The sequence below is a fragment of the Streptomyces sp. NPDC046915 genome (assembly GCF_040644935.1).
GTDB lineage: Bacteria > Actinomycetota > Actinomycetes > Streptomycetales > Streptomycetaceae > Streptomyces.
Genome location: NZ_JBEYXB010000017.1, coordinates 113,313 through 131,540 on the forward strand (window position 1 = coordinate 113,313; position 18,228 = coordinate 131,540).

16 protein-coding genes and 3 pseudogenes are annotated in these 18,228 nt (G+C 72.3%); 8 read left to right on the forward strand and 11 right to left on the reverse strand.

What is annotated here, in order from left to right; genetic code table 11:
- The first annotated feature begins 10 nt into the window (after positions 1–10).
- Positions 11–625, forward strand: coding sequence for a GntR family transcriptional regulator (locus ABZ915_RS35375; protein WP_361812034.1), 615 nt, complete (start codon positions 11–13; stop codon positions 623–625).
- Between the two features lie 46 nt (positions 626–671).
- Here ABZ915_RS35375 and ABZ915_RS35380 read toward each other — a convergent pair whose 3' ends face one another.
- A complete protein-coding gene (locus ABZ915_RS35380) occupies positions 672–1,613 on the reverse strand; it encodes a GntR family transcriptional regulator (protein WP_361812037.1) in 942 nt (313 codons plus the stop codon).
- Here ABZ915_RS35380 and ABZ915_RS35385 point away from each other — a divergent pair.
- A pseudogene (locus ABZ915_RS35385) lies at positions 1,500–1,793 on the forward strand (Ldh family oxidoreductase); the annotation flags it as partial. The gene ABZ915_RS35380 and the pseudogene ABZ915_RS35385 sit on opposite strands and share 114 nt — an antisense overlap.
- Positions 1,794–2,065: 272 nt before the next feature.
- On the opposite strand, the pseudogene ABZ915_RS35390 reads toward ABZ915_RS35385, so the two are convergent.
- Positions 2,066–2,938: pseudogene (locus ABZ915_RS35390) on the reverse strand (DUF418 domain-containing protein); the annotation flags it as partial.
- Between ABZ915_RS35390 and ABZ915_RS35395 the strand changes: the two are divergent.
- Positions 2,928–3,653 (forward strand): annotated as a pseudogene (locus ABZ915_RS35395) (histidine kinase); the annotation flags it as partial. The pseudogenes ABZ915_RS35390 and ABZ915_RS35395 overlap by 11 nt on opposite strands.
- A 16-nt stretch (positions 3,654–3,669) precedes the next feature.
- Here the strand turns inward: ABZ915_RS35395 and ABZ915_RS35400 are convergent.
- From ABZ915_RS35400 to ABZ915_RS35415, 4 genes are all read right to left on the reverse strand, one after another.
- Positions 3,670–4,692 carry a LacI family DNA-binding transcriptional regulator gene (locus ABZ915_RS35400; RefSeq protein ID WP_361811833.1) on the reverse strand — a complete coding sequence of 341 codons (1,023 nt, stop codon included), beginning with the start codon at positions 4,690–4,692 and terminating at the stop codon, positions 3,670–3,672.
- Positions 4,693–4,768: 76 nt separating this feature from the next.
- Complete coding sequence (locus ABZ915_RS35405) at positions 4,769–5,602, reverse strand: ATP-binding cassette domain-containing protein (protein WP_361811836.1); 834 nt, start codon at positions 5,600–5,602, stop codon at positions 4,769–4,771.
- A complete protein-coding gene (locus tag ABZ915_RS35410; RefSeq protein WP_361811839.1) occupies positions 5,599–6,594 on the reverse strand; it encodes an ABC transporter permease in 996 nt (331 codons plus the stop codon). Before ABZ915_RS35410 ends, ABZ915_RS35405 begins: the two co-directional genes overlap by 4 nt.
- A 164-nt stretch (positions 6,595–6,758) precedes the next feature.
- Entirely contained in the window at positions 6,759–7,775 is a 1,017-nt protein-coding gene (locus ABZ915_RS35415) for a substrate-binding domain-containing protein (RefSeq protein ID WP_361811842.1), read from the reverse strand.
- A gap of 249 nt (positions 7,776–8,024) precedes the next feature.
- Between ABZ915_RS35415 and ABZ915_RS35420 the strand changes: the two genes are divergently transcribed.
- From ABZ915_RS35420 to ABZ915_RS35440, 5 genes are all read left to right on the forward strand, one after another.
- Positions 8,025–8,987 (forward strand): carbohydrate kinase, encoded by a 963-nt coding sequence (locus ABZ915_RS35420; RefSeq protein WP_361811845.1) that lies wholly within the window; start codon positions 8,025–8,027, stop codon positions 8,985–8,987.
- Positions 8,988–9,046: 59 nt separating this feature from the next.
- Positions 9,047–9,337: a putative quinol monooxygenase gene (locus ABZ915_RS35425; RefSeq protein ID WP_361811848.1), complete on the forward strand. Its 291-nt coding sequence runs from the start codon at positions 9,047–9,049 to the stop codon at positions 9,335–9,337.
- Between the two features lie 320 nt (positions 9,338–9,657).
- Positions 9,658–11,157 (forward strand): streptophobe family protein, encoded by a 1,500-nt coding sequence (locus ABZ915_RS35430; RefSeq protein WP_361811851.1) that lies wholly within the window; start codon positions 9,658–9,660, stop codon positions 11,155–11,157.
- 112 nt (positions 11,158–11,269) lie between these two features.
- Positions 11,270–12,004, forward strand: coding sequence for a response regulator transcription factor (locus ABZ915_RS35435; RefSeq protein ID WP_361811853.1), 735 nt, complete (start codon positions 11,270–11,272; stop codon positions 12,002–12,004).
- Complete coding sequence (locus ABZ915_RS35440; protein WP_361811856.1) at positions 12,001–13,632, forward strand: HAMP domain-containing sensor histidine kinase; 1,632 nt, start codon at positions 12,001–12,003, stop codon at positions 13,630–13,632. The genes ABZ915_RS35435 and ABZ915_RS35440 overlap by 4 nt, the downstream gene beginning before the upstream one ends.
- Here the strand turns inward: ABZ915_RS35440 and ABZ915_RS35445 are convergent.
- From ABZ915_RS35445 to ABZ915_RS35465, 5 genes are all read right to left on the reverse strand, one after another.
- Positions 13,599–14,297 (reverse strand): response regulator transcription factor, encoded by a 699-nt coding sequence (locus ABZ915_RS35445; protein ID WP_361811859.1) that lies wholly within the window; start codon positions 14,295–14,297, stop codon positions 13,599–13,601. The genes ABZ915_RS35440 and ABZ915_RS35445 overlap by 34 nt on opposite strands.
- Before the next feature lie 78 nt (positions 14,298–14,375).
- Positions 14,376–15,044: a response regulator transcription factor gene (locus ABZ915_RS35450; protein WP_361811862.1), complete on the reverse strand. Its 669-nt coding sequence runs from the start codon at positions 15,042–15,044 to the stop codon at positions 14,376–14,378.
- Complete coding sequence (locus ABZ915_RS35455) at positions 15,041–16,402, reverse strand: histidine kinase (protein ID WP_361811865.1); 1,362 nt, start codon at positions 16,400–16,402, stop codon at positions 15,041–15,043. Before ABZ915_RS35455 ends, ABZ915_RS35450 begins: the two co-directional genes overlap by 4 nt.
- A gap of 25 nt (positions 16,403–16,427) precedes the next feature.
- Complete coding sequence (locus ABZ915_RS35460; RefSeq protein ID WP_361811868.1) at positions 16,428–17,264, reverse strand: ABC transporter permease; 837 nt, start codon at positions 17,262–17,264, stop codon at positions 16,428–16,430.
- A complete protein-coding gene (locus ABZ915_RS35465; RefSeq protein ID WP_361811871.1) occupies positions 17,264–18,193 on the reverse strand; it encodes an ABC transporter ATP-binding protein in 930 nt (309 codons plus the stop codon). The genes ABZ915_RS35460 and ABZ915_RS35465 overlap by 1 nt, the downstream gene beginning before the upstream one ends.
- Positions 18,194–18,228 lie beyond the last annotated feature (35 nt).

Sequence of the window (18,228 nt, forward strand, 5' to 3'; positions counted from 1 at the left end):
CGATGGAACGCTGGCCGATCAGGCCTACCGCGCCATCTCCGACCGCCTGGTGACCCTCCAGATCCGCCCCGGAGAGCCCATCAACGACGAGCGGATCGCCGCCGAACTCGGCTTCGGGCGCACTCCGGTCCGAGAGGCCCTGAAGCGACTGGAGAACGAGCGCCTCATCGTCGCCTATCCCCGGCGCGGAACCTTCGCCACCGAGGTGCAGATCGCCGATCTCGGACACATCTCGGAAGTCCGCAAGCAGTTGGAACCTCTCGCCGCGAGCCTGGCGGCCCAACGCGTCGGCGAGACCGCCCGCGGTGACCTCGAGCGACTGCTGACACAGCTGGCGGACGCGTCCGACGGCGGCACGGACCTGATCCGGCTCGACATGACCGTGCACCGTGCCATCTACGCCGCGACCCGGAACCCCTACCTCGAGGACACCCTGGTCAGGTACGACAACCTGGCCACGCGGATCTGGTGCCTGTTCCTCGACCGGCTGCCGGGCCTGGCGGGCCACGTGCACGAGCACGGTCCCCTGCTGCGCGCCATCGTCGACGGCGACGCGGAGAAGGCCTCGGCCCTTGCCCAGGGACACGTGGAAGGGTTCGAGGCGGCGATCCGCAGCGTCATCTGAATCCTCCGCGCCCTCCGCGCCCTCCGCGCCCTCCGCGCCCTCCGCGTCAGCGTGCCGCGCCCCGTGGCTCCCCCGGGCGCAGGCGGGGCCTGTCCGCCAGAGTGGTCCACAGATACGGGGCGACGTCGTCCTCGGAGAGCTGGGCGATCATGTAGCGGACGCAGCGCTCGATCTTCACCCGCCACAGCCGGGCCGCCTCGTTCCCGTCCGCGTCGCGCAACGCGTCGTGCACGGCGGTGTCCTCGCCCGCGATGGTGTCGCAGGCCTGGCTGTAGTCCATGTCCAGGACCGTGACGAACATCCGCAGCCGGGCGGTGAGCCGCTCGAAGGTGTGGGCGGCCTGCGGGAGGTCCGCGATACGGGCGAGGGCGTCCTGGTACCGCAGGTCGACTTCCCGTATGCGGAGATGGTCGTTGTCCCGCGCGGCGGCCTGGACCTCCGCCAGGGCGGCCGAGGCCGGGGCGAGGTTCTCGCGCCCGAGCATGGCGATGCGGCGCATCAGCGGAGCACCGAGGCTGGCGCGCAGGGCGTAGAGGTCGAGGACGTCCTTCGCGGTGACTTCGGGGATCTCGGTCGCACCGCCGGGGAGCAGATCGAGCATGCCCTCCTCGGCCAACGCCCGAAGGCCCGCGCGGACGACCCGGCGTGAGAGGCCGAGGCGGAGCGCGAGCGGGGCCTCCCGGACGCGGTCGCCCGGCCGGTGACCGTAGGTGAGAAGGGCTTCGCGCAGCAGGCCGACGACCGGGTCGAGAGTGATGGGGGCGCCGGGTGCGGCATCGCCGGTTGTGATCTGCGCCGCTTCGGGCAGGTCGGGTTGGTCGAGTGCGCGCGCCCCGGAGTGTTCGAGTCGTTGCCGGGGCCGCAGATGGCCGGGATGACATACGCCGGGCGCGGAGGGGCCACGCGCGTGCTCGGCACCAACCCGATCGCCTACGCCGTGCCCCGCGCCGACGGCCGGCCGTTCGTCATCGACCAGGCGTCCTCGCAGACGGCGTACGTCAACGTGCGCCAGGCGGCACAGGCCGGGACTCCGCTCCCCGAAGGCCGGGCCGTCGGACCGGACGGAGCGGCGACCACGGACCCGGACGAGGCCCTCCAGGGCGCGCTGTTGCCGTTCGGCGGTCACCGGGGAGGCAACATCGCGCTGCTGGGCGAGCTGCTGGCCACCCTGGCAGGGGCCGCCTTCTCGATCGACGCGGCCTCCTTCGACCACGGATCCGAGCCCCCCCGGTATCGGCGTGTTCGTCCTGTGCCTGTCCCCGGACGCGTTCCCCGGATCCGTGCACCGCGTGGAACACCACCTCCGACGCCTGCACGACGAGAACTCCGTACGACTGCCGGCGTGGGCCACGCCCCCACGGCCCCCCGAGAGCGTCCGACTCGACCGCGGCCTGGCCGGCCGGCTCCTCGCCGCGGCACGTCGACGATGAGGGAGTGCGGTCAGCGGACCAGCTCGGCGGGCTTGGTGGCCTTGCCCAGCAGCCACTCCAGGGGGCCGCGCCGGAAGCGGGGGGACCAGAGGGTGGCGAGGACGGTCACGGCCACGATGAAGCCCAGCAGCACGTGCAGCGGGGGACCGGGCAGTTCCTCGATGCCGAGGACGCGGATGCCGACGACGTGGAAGACGTACGCGGTCAGGGACATCGAACCGACGGCGACGACCGGGCGGGCGAGACGGCGGAAGCGCGGCCAGGCGTCGACGGCGGCGAGGCAGCCGGCCAGGACCGCGATCGCGACACCGGTGTTGGCCAGGATCGACAGGGTGGTCTCGCTGTGGGGAGAGGCCACCAGGAGACCGGCCGGGGTGCTGCCGCTGGGGTAGCCCCAGGTGTCGGACCACCAGGCCGACGCGACCGATCCGCCGTCGCCCCACGCCGACTGACGGAGCGCCGTCAACGCGCCGGGGACCAGACGCAGGGCCAGGAACGAACCGCCGTACCCGAGGACGGCCAGGCCGGCACCGGTGAGGGCGAGCCGTGTGCGCACGGCGGTGGCGGCGAGGTCGAGGCGGGCCACGGCCATGCCGGCGATGACGAAGGGGACCCAGGCCAGTGCCGGGTAGCTGCCGGTGAACAGCAGGGACAGCAGGCCGTCGGCGTTCGCCGGCCAGGTCCAGATGCCGCCGGGTCCGGCGTCGGCGAGGGCGTGCTGGACGACGTACAGGATCTGCGGCAGCACCAGTGCGCCGGCCGCGGCGATGATCGCCAGGGTGGGGGCGGCGAGCCGGTGCAGCGGCAGGACGAGCAGGAAGTACAGCCTGTAGAAGGCGAGGATCACCTCGACCGGGGTGCCGGTCATGGTGAGCGCGGCGCCCGTCCTGCTCGGTCAACTCGTCCAGGCCCGGAGGGACTTGGCGGGCCGGCTCGTCGAGATAGAGGATGCCCGCGAGCACGAGCGCCTCCTGCACTCCCAGGCCGTCCTCGCCCGCGAACGTGCCCAGCTCGCCCGCGAGATGCACGACGTCGTCTCCCACCAGGTCAGCCTGATCGCCGTCCAGGCGAGCGCACTCCAGATCGCCTCGAAGGACCCGGACTTCAAGGAGGGAGCCGGCGTCATCCGTTCCCTCAGCGTCGACACCCTCGACGAACTGCGCCACATGGTCACCCTGCTGCGCGCCTCCGGCGGCCGTGCCACCGAACTGACCCCCCAGCCCACCCTGGCCGACCTGCACAAGCTGGTCGCCACCAGCGGCATCGACACCGAACTGACCGGCGAGCTTCCCCCCGACATCGGCACGCCGGTGCAGCGCACGATCTACCGCACGGTCCAGGAAGCCCTCACCAACGTCCGCAAGCACGCCCCCGGCGCCACCGCGACCGTACGCCTCGGCCGCGAGCCCGGCACCTTCTCCGTGACCGTCACGAACACACCCCCCACCCGCACCGCCCTCCCCCTCCCCGGCTCCCACCAGGGCCTGATCGGTCTCAGGGAACGAGCCGAACTCCTGGGCGGCACCCTCGAAGCGGGCGCGACCGCGAACGGCGGCTACCGGGTGGCCCTGCACGTCCCGGCGCACGACGATGCCTGACCGGCACGACGGCACGTCAAAGGGCCGGCGCCGGCTGTTCTCCCGAGCCCCTGACGATCAGCCGGGTGGGCACGGTGATGGTGCGGGCGCGGGAGCGGTCGCCGTCGAGGCGGGCCAGGGCGGTGGCGGCGGCGCTGCGGCCGATCTCCTCGGGGTCTTGGGCGACGACGGTCAGGGCCGGTTCCAGTGCCTCGGCGAGCGACACGTCGTCGAAGGCGACGACGGCCACCTCCTTGCGCTTGTCGCGGGCGAGTTCGGCGACGATGCCCAGCGCCATGATGTTGTTGCCGGCGAACAGGGCGGTGGGAGGATCGGGCAGATCGAGCAGCTGGGCGGTCACGGCCTCGGCCCCCTGCTGGTCGTGCGCGCTGACGACCAGGGAGCGGTCGTAGGGGATGTCGGCCTCCTGAAGCGCCGAGCGGTATCCGGCCAGACGTTCGCGGCGGGTGTACAGCCTGACGGGCAGGTCACCGACGAAGCCGATGCGCCGGTGGCCGTGGGCGACCAGATGGGCGACACCGTCATGGGACCCCGCCCGGTTCGAGCTGACGATGCTGTCCGTGGACAGGCCGACTCCGGGCCGGTCGAGGAAGACCACGGGAAGTCCCGCCGTGCGGTGGGACTTGAGGTGGGTGTGGTCGGCGCCGACGGAGGGCACGACGATCAGGATGCTGACGCGCCGGGCGAGGAACTTGTCCGTCAGGGCGCGTTCGCGGTCGGGGTCGTCCGCCGAGGAGCCCATGAGCAGGGTCAGTCCGCGTTCGCGGACGGTGTCCTCGATGGCGCGGGCCACGGCTCCGAAGAAGGGGTTGGCGAGGTCCGGGATGACCAGTCCGATGGTGGTGTCCGGTCCGCCGACGCGGATGTTGCGTGCCATGAGGTTCGGCTGGAAGCCGAGCTTGGCCACCGCGGCGAGTACCTGTTCCCTGGTCTGAGCCGAGGCGGGTCCGTCCTCGTTGAGGACGCGGGAGACAGTCTTGGCGCTGACTCCGACTTCGCGGGCGACGTCGGCCAGGGTGGGTCGGCGGTTCGCTGCCATGGAGGAAACCGTCTCCTGTGAGCCCTCTGTTCCGACCGCGGCCTCGGCCGGAAACCCTGAGAGCTGAATCGAGTTGTCAGGTGGCCTGGACTCCGGCGGCCTTCGCGGCCTCCGAGTCCGCTACGACAGTACCGCCGCTCTCGTCGACGCTGAGCGCGCCGGTCATGATGGCGACGACCTCGGCCATGGAGTAGTCGGAGGGCTTGATCAGGGCGGCTCGCCGGCCCAGCCGGTGGACGTGGATACGGTCGGCGATCTCGAAGACGTGGGGCATGTTGTGGCTGATCAGGACGACCGGCATGCCCTTGTCGCGGACCCGGCGGATGAGGTCGAGGACCTGCGCGGACTCCTTGACACCGAGGGCGGCGGTGGGTTCGTCCATGACGACGACGGAGCGGGCCCAGGCGACGGAGCGGGCGACCGCGACGGCCTGCCGCTGTCCGCCGGAGAGGGTCTCGACCGACTGGGTGAGCGACCGCAGGCCGATCTTCAGGTCGGCCATGTGCTCGGCGGCCTCCTGGCGCATCCGCTTCTTGTCCAGCATGCGGAAGACGCTGCCGAGGACGCCCGGGCGGCGGAGCTCGCGGCCGAGGAACACGTTGGAGGCGATGTCCATGGAGGCGGCCACGGCGAGGTCCTGATAGACCGTCTCGATGCCGTGGGCACGTGCGCTCTGCGGGCCCGAGAACTGGATGGGCTCGCCGTTGAGGCGGATCTCGCCGGCGTCGGGGACCACCGCGCCGGTGAGGGCCTTGATGAGGCTGGTCTTGCCGGCTCCGTTGTCGCCGATGACCGCGAGGACCTCGCCGGGCATCAGGTCGAAGTCGGCGCCGTCGATGGCGGTGACATGGCCGTAGTGCTTGACCAGACCACGGGCCTGGAGAACGGGCGTGGAGGAGGTGGCGGTCATCGTGCCTTCTTCCGGGAGATCTGGTCGACGGTCACCGCGAGGATCACCAGGACGCCGGTGATCAGGGTCTGGTAGATGGAGGCGACCCCCATCAACTGAAGGCCGTTGCGGAAGATGCCGACGATGAGGACGCCGATGAAGGTGCCCAGCACCGATCCACGGCCGCCGAAGAGGCTGGTCCCGCCGAGGACCACGGCGGTGATGCTGTCGAGGTTGTCGGTCTGGCCCGCCTGGGGGTCGCCGACTCCGGTGCGGGAGATGAGCAGCAGGGCGGCGACGCCGTAGAGCAGGCCGGCCACGGTGTAGATGCCGATGGTCAGGCGGGAGGTGCGGATGCCGTTCAGCCGGGCCGCCTCCTGGCTGTTGCCCAGGGCGTAGACGTGCCGGCCCCAGCCGGTGCTGCTCAACGCGTAGGCGAGCGCCAGGAACAGGGCGATCGTGACCAGCGAGCCGTAGGTGATGTCGGTGTGGCCGAGCGGGAAGGTCTCCCCGAGCGCGGTCAGCGGGCCGGGCAGGCTGGAGACCGTCTGCTCCTCGGAGTAGATGTGGGTCAGCGCGAACGCCACGTTGAGCATGCCGAGGGTCACGATGAACGGCGGCAGCGGGATCTTCTGCACCAACAGCCCGTTGAGCAGGCCGAAACCACCGCACACGACCAGCCCCAGCGCGATGGCGAGCAGCGGTGGCAGGGAGCCCTCGGCCGCCATCTTCGCGATCACGATGCTGCCGAACGCCATCACGGCTCCGCACGACAGGTCGATGCCCGCCGTGAGGATGATCAGGGTCTGTCCGATGGCGAGGGTGCCGACGACCATGACCTGCTGCACGATCAGGGAGAAGTTCCCGCCGGTGAGGAACTGGTCGGTCGAGAGGGAGAAGAAGACGCAGGCGATGATCAGGGCGGCCAGGGGTCCGGTGGTCGGTGCCGTGAGCAGTCTGCGGGCCGTGGTCGGTGCTTTCAGCTCCGCGTACGGCGTGGTCGTGGCTGTCATGCAGAGTCCTTGTCGGATTCCGTGTCGGAAGACAGATGACCTTGTCTCAGGGCGAGGACGGGTGTCCTCGCCGCCGGACAAGGGGGGCGGCCGTCCCCGGTCGGGGAGGTGGGGCCGGCCGCCCCACTGGGGGAGTCGCGGTGTCGTACGGTCCTCGGGCCGGCTCAGCCCCAGCAGTTCTCCAGGCCGAAGGCGGTGTCCTTGGAGGTGACGCCCGCCTGTGCCTTGTCGGTGATCAGGTTGACGCCGGTGTCGGTGTAACCCGAGGCCTTCTTGCCGCTCTTGGCGTACGTCACGACGGCCTTGACACCCTCGGCGGCCATCTTCAGCGGGTACTGCTGCGAGGTCGCGGCGATCTTGCCGTCCTTGACGGCCTGGGTGCCGGTGCAGCCGCCGTCCACGGAGACGATCAGGACGTCCTTCTCACGGCCCTTGGCCTTCAGAGCGGTGTATGCGCCCAGGGCGGCCGGCTCGTTGATGGTGTAGACGAGGTTGATGCCGGGTTCCTTCTGGAGGCAGTTCTCCATCGCCGTCTGGCCCTTGGCCTGGTCGCCGCCGGTGTCCTGGGCGCAGGCGACGTCCTTGTCGGTGGCGCCGAAGCCCTTCAGGAAACCGTTGTGCCGCTGGACGCCGACGGAGACGCCCGGCGCGAGGTCGAGGGCGGCGATCTTCGCCTTCTTGCCCTTCATGGCGGCCTTGGCGTACTCGCCGATCAGCTGGCCGGCGTTGAGGTTGTTGGTGGCGAAGAGGGCGTCCACCGCGCTCTGCGGCTCGGTCGGGGTGTCCAGCGCGATGACGAGGACTCCCTTGGCGCGGGCCTTCTGGATCGCCGGCACGATCGCCTTGGAGTCGCTCGGGGTGATCAGGATGCCCTTCACACCGGAGGCGACCATGTTCTCGATGGCGGTGACCTGACCGGCGTTGTCACCGTCGAACTTGCCCGCCGCGGTGACCAGCTGGGCGCCGTCCGCCTTGGCGGCCTTCTCCGCGCCCTCCTTCATCTTCACGAAGAACGGGTTCGTGTCGGTCTTGGTGATCAGTCCGACCTTGACGGCGCCGGAGCCGGAGCTCGTGGAGCTCGACTTGGAGCCGGATCCGCAGGCCGTCAGGGTGAGGGCCGCGACGCCCGTGACCGCGGCGACTCTGAGCAGGGAGGAGGACAGACGAGTGGTGCGAGACATGAACGACTCCAATGGGATAGCGAGCGGCACGGGGTGGGTTCAGAGCATGTCGCCCGGGAGTGTCATCGTTGACTTATGTCATCGTTGACACCGCCTGGCGAGGATGATGGACTCCGCATCCCGGCAACGTCAATGCCTTCCACCCGTCACAAATCGGCAACGTCCGTGGTCGTCACCCCTGCGCGGCCAGCCGGCAGCCGTGTCGTGGGGTGACTCTTTCGTCCTACCTCTCCGAGAGAAGAGCAGCCCATGAGCCCGCGTCAGATCACGGTTTTGGGAGAGTGCGTCGCGGACGCCTTCGCCGAACCCGCAAGCGCCTCGAACGAACTCGCGCTGCGGGTGCTGCCGGGCGGCGGACCCGCGAACACGGCGGTGGCCCTGGCTCGTCTCGGCACCCCGGCCCGCTTCCTCGCCCGCCTGTCCGGCGATGTGTTCGGCCGCCTGTTCCGGTCCCATCTGGAGGCGTCCGGGGTGGACCTGTCGGACGCCGTGGCGGCCACCGAGCCGAGCACGCTGGCGGTCGCGGAACTGGACGCCCAGGGGCAGGCGGCGTTCTCCTTCCACGCGCAGAACACGGCCGACTGGCAGTGGACGCCGGCCGAGCTGGCCGGGGTGGATCTGTCCACAACCGTCTGTGTGCACACCGGCTCCCTCGCGCTGGTCCGCGAGCCCGGCGGAGCGGTGGTCGAGGAGTTCCTGGCCGCGGCCTCTTCCCGGGCCACCATCAGCATCGACCCCAACGTCCGGCCGCTGCTCGTCCGACCCGAGGTCTACCGCGCCCGGCTGGCACACTGGTGCGCCCTCGCCGACGTGCTCCGGCTGAGCGAGGACGACCTGGAACTCCTCCTGCCCGGAACCCCGCCCGAGCGGGCGTGTGACATCTGGCACGCCGCCGGAGCGCGGCTGGTCGTGATCACCCGCGGTGCCGACGGCGTCCTGGCCTCACTCGACGGTGAGCGGGTGCGGGTGCCCGCCGTGGAGACGCGGGTGGTCGACACGGTCGGTGCCGGGGACTCCTTCACGGCCGGCCTGCTGCACCACCTCGGTACCCGCGGACACCTCGGCGGCAGGCTGACCGGCCTGGAACTCGACGAGGTGGCCGAGGCGTGCGCGTTCGCCACCCGGGTCGCGGCCCTGACCTGCTCGGTCGCCGGCCCCAATCCGCCCTGGCAGAGCCAGCTGGCGCAGCTCACCACCGCCGAAAGCGCCTGACGGGCAGGCCGCTCGGCGATCCCTGGACCTGTAGCTCCGAGAACCGAGGACACGAGACCATGAAGAAGACCCTGCTGGCCGAGTTCACCGCCCGTGAGGGAGCGGAGGGCGAGGTCTCCCGCCTGATCCGGGAGTACGCCCTGAAGGTGCGCGAGGAGGAGGGCAACCTCGTCTTCGACGTCTACACCAAGGAGTCCGCCCCGCGTGCCTACTGGATCTTCGAGGTGTACCGGGACGAGGACGCCTTCCAGGCCCATCTGAAGGCCCCGTACGGCGGCCCGTTCAACGCCGCCCTCACCCCGCTGATCGAGGAGGACGCCTCCGTGCTGACGTTCCTCGCCCCGCTGTAGCCGTCACGGGACCGGTTGCTTCGCCGCCCCGACTCTGACCCCGAGACGGCGAAGTACCACCGATAGGGCGGAATCGAAAGGCACCTCGTGGAATCGAGACCGAAGTGCCTCACTCTGTCGAGCATAGCCGCCCCGGATGCCGGGGGATCCTGGGAACTTCCTGGGAAAAGCGCCGCCACCTCGGCCGTGCGCTCCCCGTGACCTGCGTCGTTCGCCCACCGGCTCTCAGAAACCTCCCAGAACCTCTCGGGAACGTCGTACCCGCGACCGCCAGTGTGTGCGGGTCCGACGGCACGCGAGCGAAGCGGAGTGTTTCCCCCATGGCTGTCACCACATCCCGGCCGCGGACCAGGCCCGGTTCCGGTCCTGGTCCCCGTACGACCGTGCCCGTGCGGCTGATCGGCCCGTGGCAGAACGCCCTGGAGGGGGCGGCGGCCGCGCTGTGCGGGGTGGCCGCCATGGCGGCCGTGTCCGGGCTGGCCCTGGTCCTGCTCGGCGCGGGGTCCTTCGGGTCGCTGTGGTCGCTGACGATGACCTCGACGGCCATGGCGGTCGGCGGCTCGGTGAGCGCGGGACCGGACGCGTCCGGGAACACCGGCTCGACGGGCGGGTTGGCCTCCCTGTTCGGTGGTGGTGGCGGCCTGAGCCCGTCGATGAGCGGCGCGGCCGGGGTCGTACCGCTCGGCGTCACCCTGACCGGCGCCGTCGTCCTGTGGGTCGCGTTCTCCCGGCGGCTGCGCCAGGGGCGGCAGCGGCGGTTCACCGCCGGTGAGCTGGCCGTGCGGGCGGCCGGAGCGGGGGCCGCGGCGCTGGTCACCCTCATGATCGTGGCCGGCCTCGCGCATGGCTCGGCCGACCTGCCCGCGTCGGCGATGACCGGGGGAGCCGGCGGCGGGTCCGCCCAGGGCTTCGGCGGCGGGAGCGGCGGCCTGGCCGGACTCTTCGGCGGTGGCGGTGCCGCGGCCCGGCCTGCGATGGCCTACCACGTGAGCGCAATGTCGGCGGGCTTCGGTGGCTTGCTGTGGGCGGCCGTCGTGCTCGGCACGGGGTGTCTGGTCAGCCGCCGGGCGCGGTTGCCGCTGGGCGGTGCGCTGGACGGGCTGCGGTCCGGCTGGGGCCGCGGTCTCTCGCCCGTCGTCCGTACGGTCCTCGCGCTGGCGGCCGTGCCGCCGGTGGCCCTGGTGTTCGTCGGGGCGATGGCCGGTGGCCGGGCCGCGACGGCGGCGGGCGCCGCTCTGCTGCTCGCCCCGAACGCCGTGGCGGTGTTCCTGACCCTGGGCGTCGGTTCCTCGTGGACGGCCGCGGTGCACCCGGTGCGGAGCGAAGGCGGCGGCAATCCGCTCGCCGCACTCATGGGCGGCATGGGTGGTACGGCCGGTACGGGGGGCATGGGCGGCGGCCGGCAGCCCGACCGTACCGAGCACCTGAGGTCGCTGTCGGCGGGCGGCCGGCCGCTGTGGCTCGTGGCCCTCGCGGTGACCGGCCTGATCCTGCTCGCCTGCGCCTACCGGGCGGCCCGGACCACGCACCCCGGCCACAAGCGGCCGCTGCTGCCCTACCGGGGGCCGCTGTCCGGGCACCTCGGCATGGCCGAACGGTTCGCCGTCGTCACCGCCGTCGTCCTGGGCGTGGCCGCCTGGTCGGCGGGCGCGTCCGGGCACTTCGGCGTCAGCATGTTCGGCAGCGAGATGGGGGGAATGCGGGCGGAGCTGAGCGGCAGCGTGCTGTGGACGGTCGTGCTCGGGTTGTTCGTGGGTGGCGCGGCCGGGTTCGCCGGCAGCCTGCTGGCCGCGGCCCGCCGTGACCGTGCGCTGCGGTGACGGTAAGGGTAACGGTGACCGTGACCAGGGTCCTTGTACGACGAAGACGCCCCGCCTTCGTATCCTGCCCGACGAGGCCCGGAGCGGATCCCGGTCGCCAGGAGGCATCCCGTTGACACCCCTTGAGCCCGCCGCGGCCCCCACCGAAGTGAACCTGCTGGTCGTGGACGACGAGCCCACTGTGCGGGAGCTGCTGTGCGCGGCACTCCGGCACGCGGGGTTCACCGTGGCCGCGGCCGGTACGGGCCAGGAGGCCCTGGACCGGGCGCGGGAGGTCTCGCCCGACCTGGTGCTGCTGGACGTGATGCTTCCCGACCTGGACGGCTTCGAGGTGATCCGCCGGCTGCGCGAGCAGCACCGCCCGGCCGTGACGCCTCGTAGCGGGCACGTCCCGGTCGTGTTCCTCACCGCCCGGGACGCCACCCAGGACAAGATCGAGGGTCTGGTCCTGGGCGGTGACGACTACGTGACCAAGCCGTTCGACCTGCGGGAGCTGATCGCACGCATCCGTGCCGTGCTGCGCCGCACCAGCGGCGACCCCACCGCGCTGGTACGCGCGGCCGACCTGGAACTCGACCCCGACGGCGCCCAGGCGACCCGCGCGGGCGAACCGCTGCGTCTGTCGCCCACCGAATTCCGGCTGCTGCACTACCTGATGGCCAACGCCGGGCGGACGGTCTCCAAGCCGCAGATCCTCGGGCGGGTCTGGGACTACGACTTCAACGGTGACACCGGGATCGTCGACACCTACATCAGCTACCTCCGCCGCAAGATCGACAACGGCGGCCCGAAGCTCATCCACACCGTGCACGGCGTGGGCTACGTGCTGCGCGGGCCGAAGTCATGAGCCCGCCCCGCATCCGCGGCCTGTGGGCGCGGGCGTCCCTGCGCAGCCGGGTGCTGCTGCTGGCGGTCGCCCTTCTGGCGGCCGGGTTCACGGCGTTCAGCCTGGTCACCGGCAACGCCCTGCGCGGCTATATGGAAGACCGGGTCGACTCCCAACTCCGCGCCACAGCCCAGGTGTTCGCGCTGCTGCCGCCCACGGTGGCCGAGACGGGAGCCGAACGGAAGCCCCCGCCCGCCCTCGCCGGCTTCAGCACCGACATCCTCGGCAACCCCGTCATCACCTACGTGGCGAAGGACGGCACCGTCGAGAGCAGCATCGACTCCCTCGCGGGCGGGAACCGGACGGACGAGGCGCGGGGCCCGGCCCTGCCCCGCCTGGACGCGGCCGCGGTCGCCGCCCACCGAGGGCGCCCGTTCACCGTCGACAGCGCCGACGGGGCCGCGCGCCGGCGGGTGATCGCCGTGCCCAGGGTGGCGCGGGCCGCGCTGCCGGGGACCATGGGGACGACACCGGCCGACGCCGGCAGCGTGGTCGTGACGACGTCGATGGACCAGGTGGACGGCACGGTGGGCCGCATGTGGCAGACCTACCGGACCACCGGCCTCGGGCTGCTCGCGCTGCTCGCCGTGGCCGGCTGGTTCGCGGTCCGCTCCGGGCTGCGTCCGCTGTCCCGCGTCGAGCAGACCGCCGCCGAGATCGCCGGTGGTGACCTCACCCGCCGGGTCCCGGAACTGGCCGGTCCGAACACGGAGTTGGGCCGACTGTCCGCCGCGCTGAACGGCATGCTCGGGCAACTGGAGACCGCCTTCGCCGCCCGCGCCGAGTCCGAGGCGCGGATGAGCCGGTTCGTCGCCGACGCCAGCCACGAGCTGCGTACCCCGCTCGCCGGCATCAAGGGCCTGACCGACCTCCATCGCATGGGTGCCCTCGCCGACCGGGAGGACGTCGACGCCACGATGGACCGCATCGCCCGCGAGTCCGCACGCCTCACCCGGCTCGTCGAGGACATGCTTCTGCTGGCCCGGCTCGACGAACACGCGCTGAAGACCACGGGGAGCCCCGCCGGCGCCCGCCCGGCCGGCCTCCCGCCGGGCCTCGACCTCGCCCCGGCCGACCTGCGCACCCTGGCCGCCGACGCCCTGCACGACGTACGGGCCCTGGACCCGGCCCGCGCCGTCACGCTCACCGGCCCGGCCGGCTACGGTCCGGCCGCCCCCGCGCCCGCCCTCGCCGACGAGGCCCGGCTGCGCCAGGTCGTCACCAACCTGGTCGGCAACGCCGTCGCCCACACACCGCCCGGCACGCCGCTGCGGATCGGCGTCGGCACGGTAGGCGGCCACGCCGTCCTGGAGGTCGCCGACGAGGGGCCGGGGCTCACCCCCGAGCAGAGCGGCCGTATCTTCGAACGCTTCCACCGGGCCGACGCCTCCCGCAACCGTGCCACCGGCGGCGCCGGCCTCGGCCTGTCCATCGTCCGCTCCCTGGTGACCGCCCACGCGGGACGCGTCGAGGTGGACTCGGCCCCCGGCCGGGGCGCCACCTTCCGGGTCCTGCTTCCCCGGCTCACCGAGCGGCCCGCTCCAGACGTGCTGGGTCAGGCCGCGGGCCGTACCAGGCCCGTCTCGTAGGCGAAGGCCACGGCCTGGACGCGGGCGCGGGCCCCGATCTTGGCGAGAACGTTGCTGACGTGGGATTTGACGGTGGTCGGGGCGATGGACAGCGACGCGGCGATCTCGGCGTTGGACCAGCCGGAGGCGACGGCGATGAGGACGTCGCGTTCGCGCCCGGTGAGGGCGTCGAGCCCGGACGCGCGGGGGAGGGGGCGGGTGGTGCGCGGTTGCCGGACGGCGTCGATGAGCGCGCGGGTGAGGCCGGGGGTGACGACGGCGTCCCCGGCCGCCACGACGCGGACGGCCGCGGTCAGTTCCTCCGGCGAGGCGTCGTCGAGGAGGAATCCCCTGGCCCCGGCGCGCACGGCGGCGGAGGCGTAGCCCTCCTGGCCGGCCGCGGTCAGAACCAGTACGCGGGGGGCGTAGCCCTCCCCGTCGGCGGATCCGGGGAAGCCGGGACGGCGTGGGGGCCGTGCGATGCGCCTGATGGTGTCGATGCTGCCCGTGCCGGACAGGTGGCTGTCCATGAGGACGATGTCGGGACGGAGCACGGTGCTCGCCCGGACCGCGTCCTCCCCGCCCGCCGCTTCCCCCACGACCGTCAGGCCGGGCTCGGATGTCAGGAGCGTGCGCAGGGCGAGGCGTTGAAGGGATTGGCCGTTGACGACGAGTACGGAGACCATGCCCGTCTCCCGTTCCTAAACGAAACTGTTTCGTTCACCTTATACCCGGGTGGCTCCCGTGGGTAGCGGCACCCCCGGCTATTGCCTGGCCCTGACCAGCCCGGCGTCGTACGCCATGATCACGGCCTGGATGCGGTCGCGCGCCCCGATCTTGGCGAGGACCCGGCCGACGTGCTTCTTCACCGTGGACTCGGTGAGGACGAGGCGTTCGGCGATCTCCGTGTTCGTCCAGCCCTGGCCGATGGCGACGAGGACCTCGCGTTCACGGTCGCTGAGCGCCCGCAGCCGGGGATCCTCCGGGGCGGGCGCGCCGGCCGGTGCGAGCACCTGGTGGGCGAAGGCGTCCAGCAGCCGCCGGGTCAGACGGGGGGCCACGACGGCGTCGCCGGTCGCGACCGCGAGGATGCCCGCGACGAGTTCCTCGGGACGGGCGTCCTTGAGCAGGAAGCCGCTGGCCCCCGCCCGCAGCCCGTCGTACGCGTACTCGTCCAGGTCGAAGGTGGTGACGATGAGCACGCGGGTGCGGCCGCCGGCGGCGACGATACGGCGGGTGGCCTCGATGCCGTCCATGCCGGGCATGCGGATGTCCATGAGGACGACGTCGGGGCGCAGTCGCGCGGCCAGGCGGACGGCTTCGGCGCCGTGCTCGGCCTCGCCGGCCGTGCTCAGCCCCGGGGTGCCCTCGATGAGCATGCGGACGCCCATGCGCTGGAGGGGCTGGTCGTCGACGATCAGCACGGTGGTCATGGCAGATGCTCTCCCGGTGCCTGCGGGGCGGGTGCGGAGGGTACGTCGAGCACGACGTCCACGAGCCAGCCGTGGCCGGTGTCGCGCGGTCCGGCGATGACGGTGCCGCCGTACATGGCGGCCCGCTGGCGGATGCCGACGAGACCGTGGCCGGGGTCGTCGTGCCGCGCTCGCGGGGACGCCCCCGGGGGTACGCCGGTGTCGGCCACCCGGATCCGCACCTCTCCCGCGTCGATCGCGACGGTGACCTCGGCGGCGGCTCCGGTCCCCGCGTGCTTGAGCGTGTTGGTCAGCGCTTCCTGGACGACGCGGTACACGGTGAGCTGCACACCGCTGCTGAGCGCGTCGAGATCGCCCACCGTCCGGTAGGTCACCGCCAGGCCCGCCGCGCGCACCCGCGCCAGCAGAGGGTCCAGATCCCGGATGCCGGGCTGCGGGCTGAGCATCCGTGCGCCTTCTTCGTGGCCTCGCTCCTCGCGCAGGACGCCCAGTACACGGCGCAGTTCGCTCATGGCCTGGCGGCCGGTGTCGCCGAGGATGCGCAGGGCCTCGGCGGACCGCTCGTTCCGGCCGGCGGCGAGGATCGCGGCGCCGTCGGCGACGCTGACCATGACCGACAGATTGTGGCCGACGATGTCGTGCATCTCGCGCGCGACCCGGGACCGCTCGGCGGCGGCGGTGAGCCTGACCCGCTGGTCCTGCTCGACCTCCAGGCGTCTGGCGCGGTCCTCCAGGGCCTCCATGTACATCCCGCGGATACGGAGGGTCAGGCCGACGGCGACGGCCGCCGTCATCGTGCCCAGCAGGAAGAAGCCGCCGACCACCGGATGTTCGACCGGCACCAGGACGAAGACGGCCAGCAGCAGTTCGACGACGGTCAGCGCGACGGCCCAGCCCAGCACCCGCAACGAACCGGTCCGGGCCAGGGTGTACAGCGCGATGAGCGCCGCGATGCCGGCCGGCAGCCAGATGCCCAGTGACCACTGGGCGAGGGACACCGACGCGATCACGAAGTAGGTGACGGCCGGGGCCTTGCGGCGCCACCACAGCGGAACGACGAGCGCGGCGGTGAAGGCGAACAGGACGCCGGCCGGCAGCCGGTCACGGGCGTCCGTGTCCCCGAAGGGGGAGCTGCCGTGGCCCCAGATCAGGTCGGGCAGGGCGATGAGGACGACGATCAGCACCACCGCGGTGTCGAGCAGCCACGGGTGCCGGCGATCCAGCCGCTGCCGGCGGCTCCGGTCGCGCAGCAGACGGCCCAGGAGCGGGTGCGCCCAGGCGGCGTCGAACCCGGGGGACGGCGGGGCCGCCGTCCCCCGGGTGGTGTCCGCGGGGGCTGCCGCACGGTGCGGACTCATGGCCACCATTGTCCTCGTGCCCAGGTCACGCGTCGGTCCCGCGGAGCCGGAAGGCCGCGCCGACCAGCGTCAGGGCCACCCAGCCGGCGAAGACCGCGAGCCCCGCCCCGGGGGAGAGGGCGTCGGAGGACTGGTGCAGGGCGTAGACGGCCTGGCCCGCGTTGCTGGGGAAGTACGGGCTGAGCGTGTCGTACCAGGAGTCGGGCAGCAGCGAGGCCAGGCCGGGCAGGATGAGCAGGATGCCGACCAGGGCCGCGATGGCTCCGGCGGAGTTGCGCAGCAGCACGCCCAGGGCCACCCCGAAGACGGCGACCAGACCGAGGTACAGGCCGGCGCCGGCCAGGCTGCGCAGTACGCCGTCGTCGCCGAGGGCGAGCGAGATCTTCTCGCCGTCCAGGCCCGGAATGCCCAGCTGGAACGCGGCCAGGGCGCCGATCGTGGTGAGGACCAGGGCGATGGGGCCGATCACGGCGGCCTTCGACCACAGCACCGGCAGACGGCGCGGGACGGCGGCGAGCGTGGAGCGGATCATGCCGGTGCTGTACTCGCCCGCGGACAGCAGCACGCCGAGCACGCCGATGGCCAGCTGCGCGAAGGACACGCCGGTCAGGGCCAGACCGACCGCGTCGCTGTCGCCGCCGCTGCCGGGGCCGGGCGGTCCGTTGGTCGCGACGGCGTCGGGGCTGTAGGTGTAGGAGGCGATCGCCCCGAAGAGGACCAGCAGGAACACGGCGACGCCGAGGGTGATCCAACTGGAGCGCAGCGACCAGAACTTGGCCCACTCCGAGCGCAGCACCCGCGGGCCGGTCACCTTGTAGTCCGTCGTGCGGGCAGGGACGGGCGTGAGGTCGGTGACGGTCATCAGGCGGCCTTTCGTTCGGTGCCGGCCGGAGCGCTCTGGTACTCGACGACATCGCGGGTGAGGTCCATGAACGCCGCTTCCAGGGAGACGGCCTGGGTGGTCAGTTCGTACAGCGCCACCCCGTGCTGGGCGGCGATCGCGCCGATCTCCCGGGCATCCCGCCCGGTGACCAGCAGTTCCTCCGCGGAGGAGGAGCTGATCGTGACGTCCGGGCCGGCCAGCAGCGAGCGCAGCCTCCTGGCGTCGGCGCCGGCGACCTTCACACCGCCGCCGCTCGCCTCCCGGGTGAAGTCGTCGACCGTGGTGTCCGCGAGCAGCCGGCCCCGGCCGATGATCACCAGATGGTCGGCGATCAGCGCGGTCTCGCTCATCAGGTGCGAGGAGAGCATCACGGCCCGGCCCTCGTCGGCCAGCGAGCGCAGCAGGTTGCGCACCCAGAGCACGCCCTCGGGGTCGAGGCCGTTGACCGGTTCGTCGAGCATGACGATCGCGGGGTCGCCGAGAAGGGCCGCCGCGATGCCGAGCCGCTGCCCCATGCCGAGGGAGAAGGCGCCGACGCGCTTGCCGGCCACGCTGGTCAGCCCGGCCAGTTCGATGACCTCGTCCACCCGGCGGCGCGGAATGCCGTGGGTGTGCGCGAGCGCCGTCAGATGGCTGACCGCGGTGCGCCCCGGGTGCACGGACCTGGCCTCCAGCAGGCTGCCGATCTCGTGCAGGGGCGCGGCGTGCCGGGCGTAGGAGCGTCCGTTGACGGTGACCGAGCCCTTGGTCGGGGCGTCCAGGCCGATGATCATGCGCATGGTCGTGGACTTGCCCGCGCCGTTCGGGCCCAGGAATCCGGTCACCTCACCCGGCTTCACCGTGAAGCTCAGGTTGTCGACCACCGTCTTGTCCCCGTACCGCTTCGTCAACTCGCGCGCTTCGATCATCGCTGGGCCTTTCCTGCCTCGAACTCGGCCGCGGA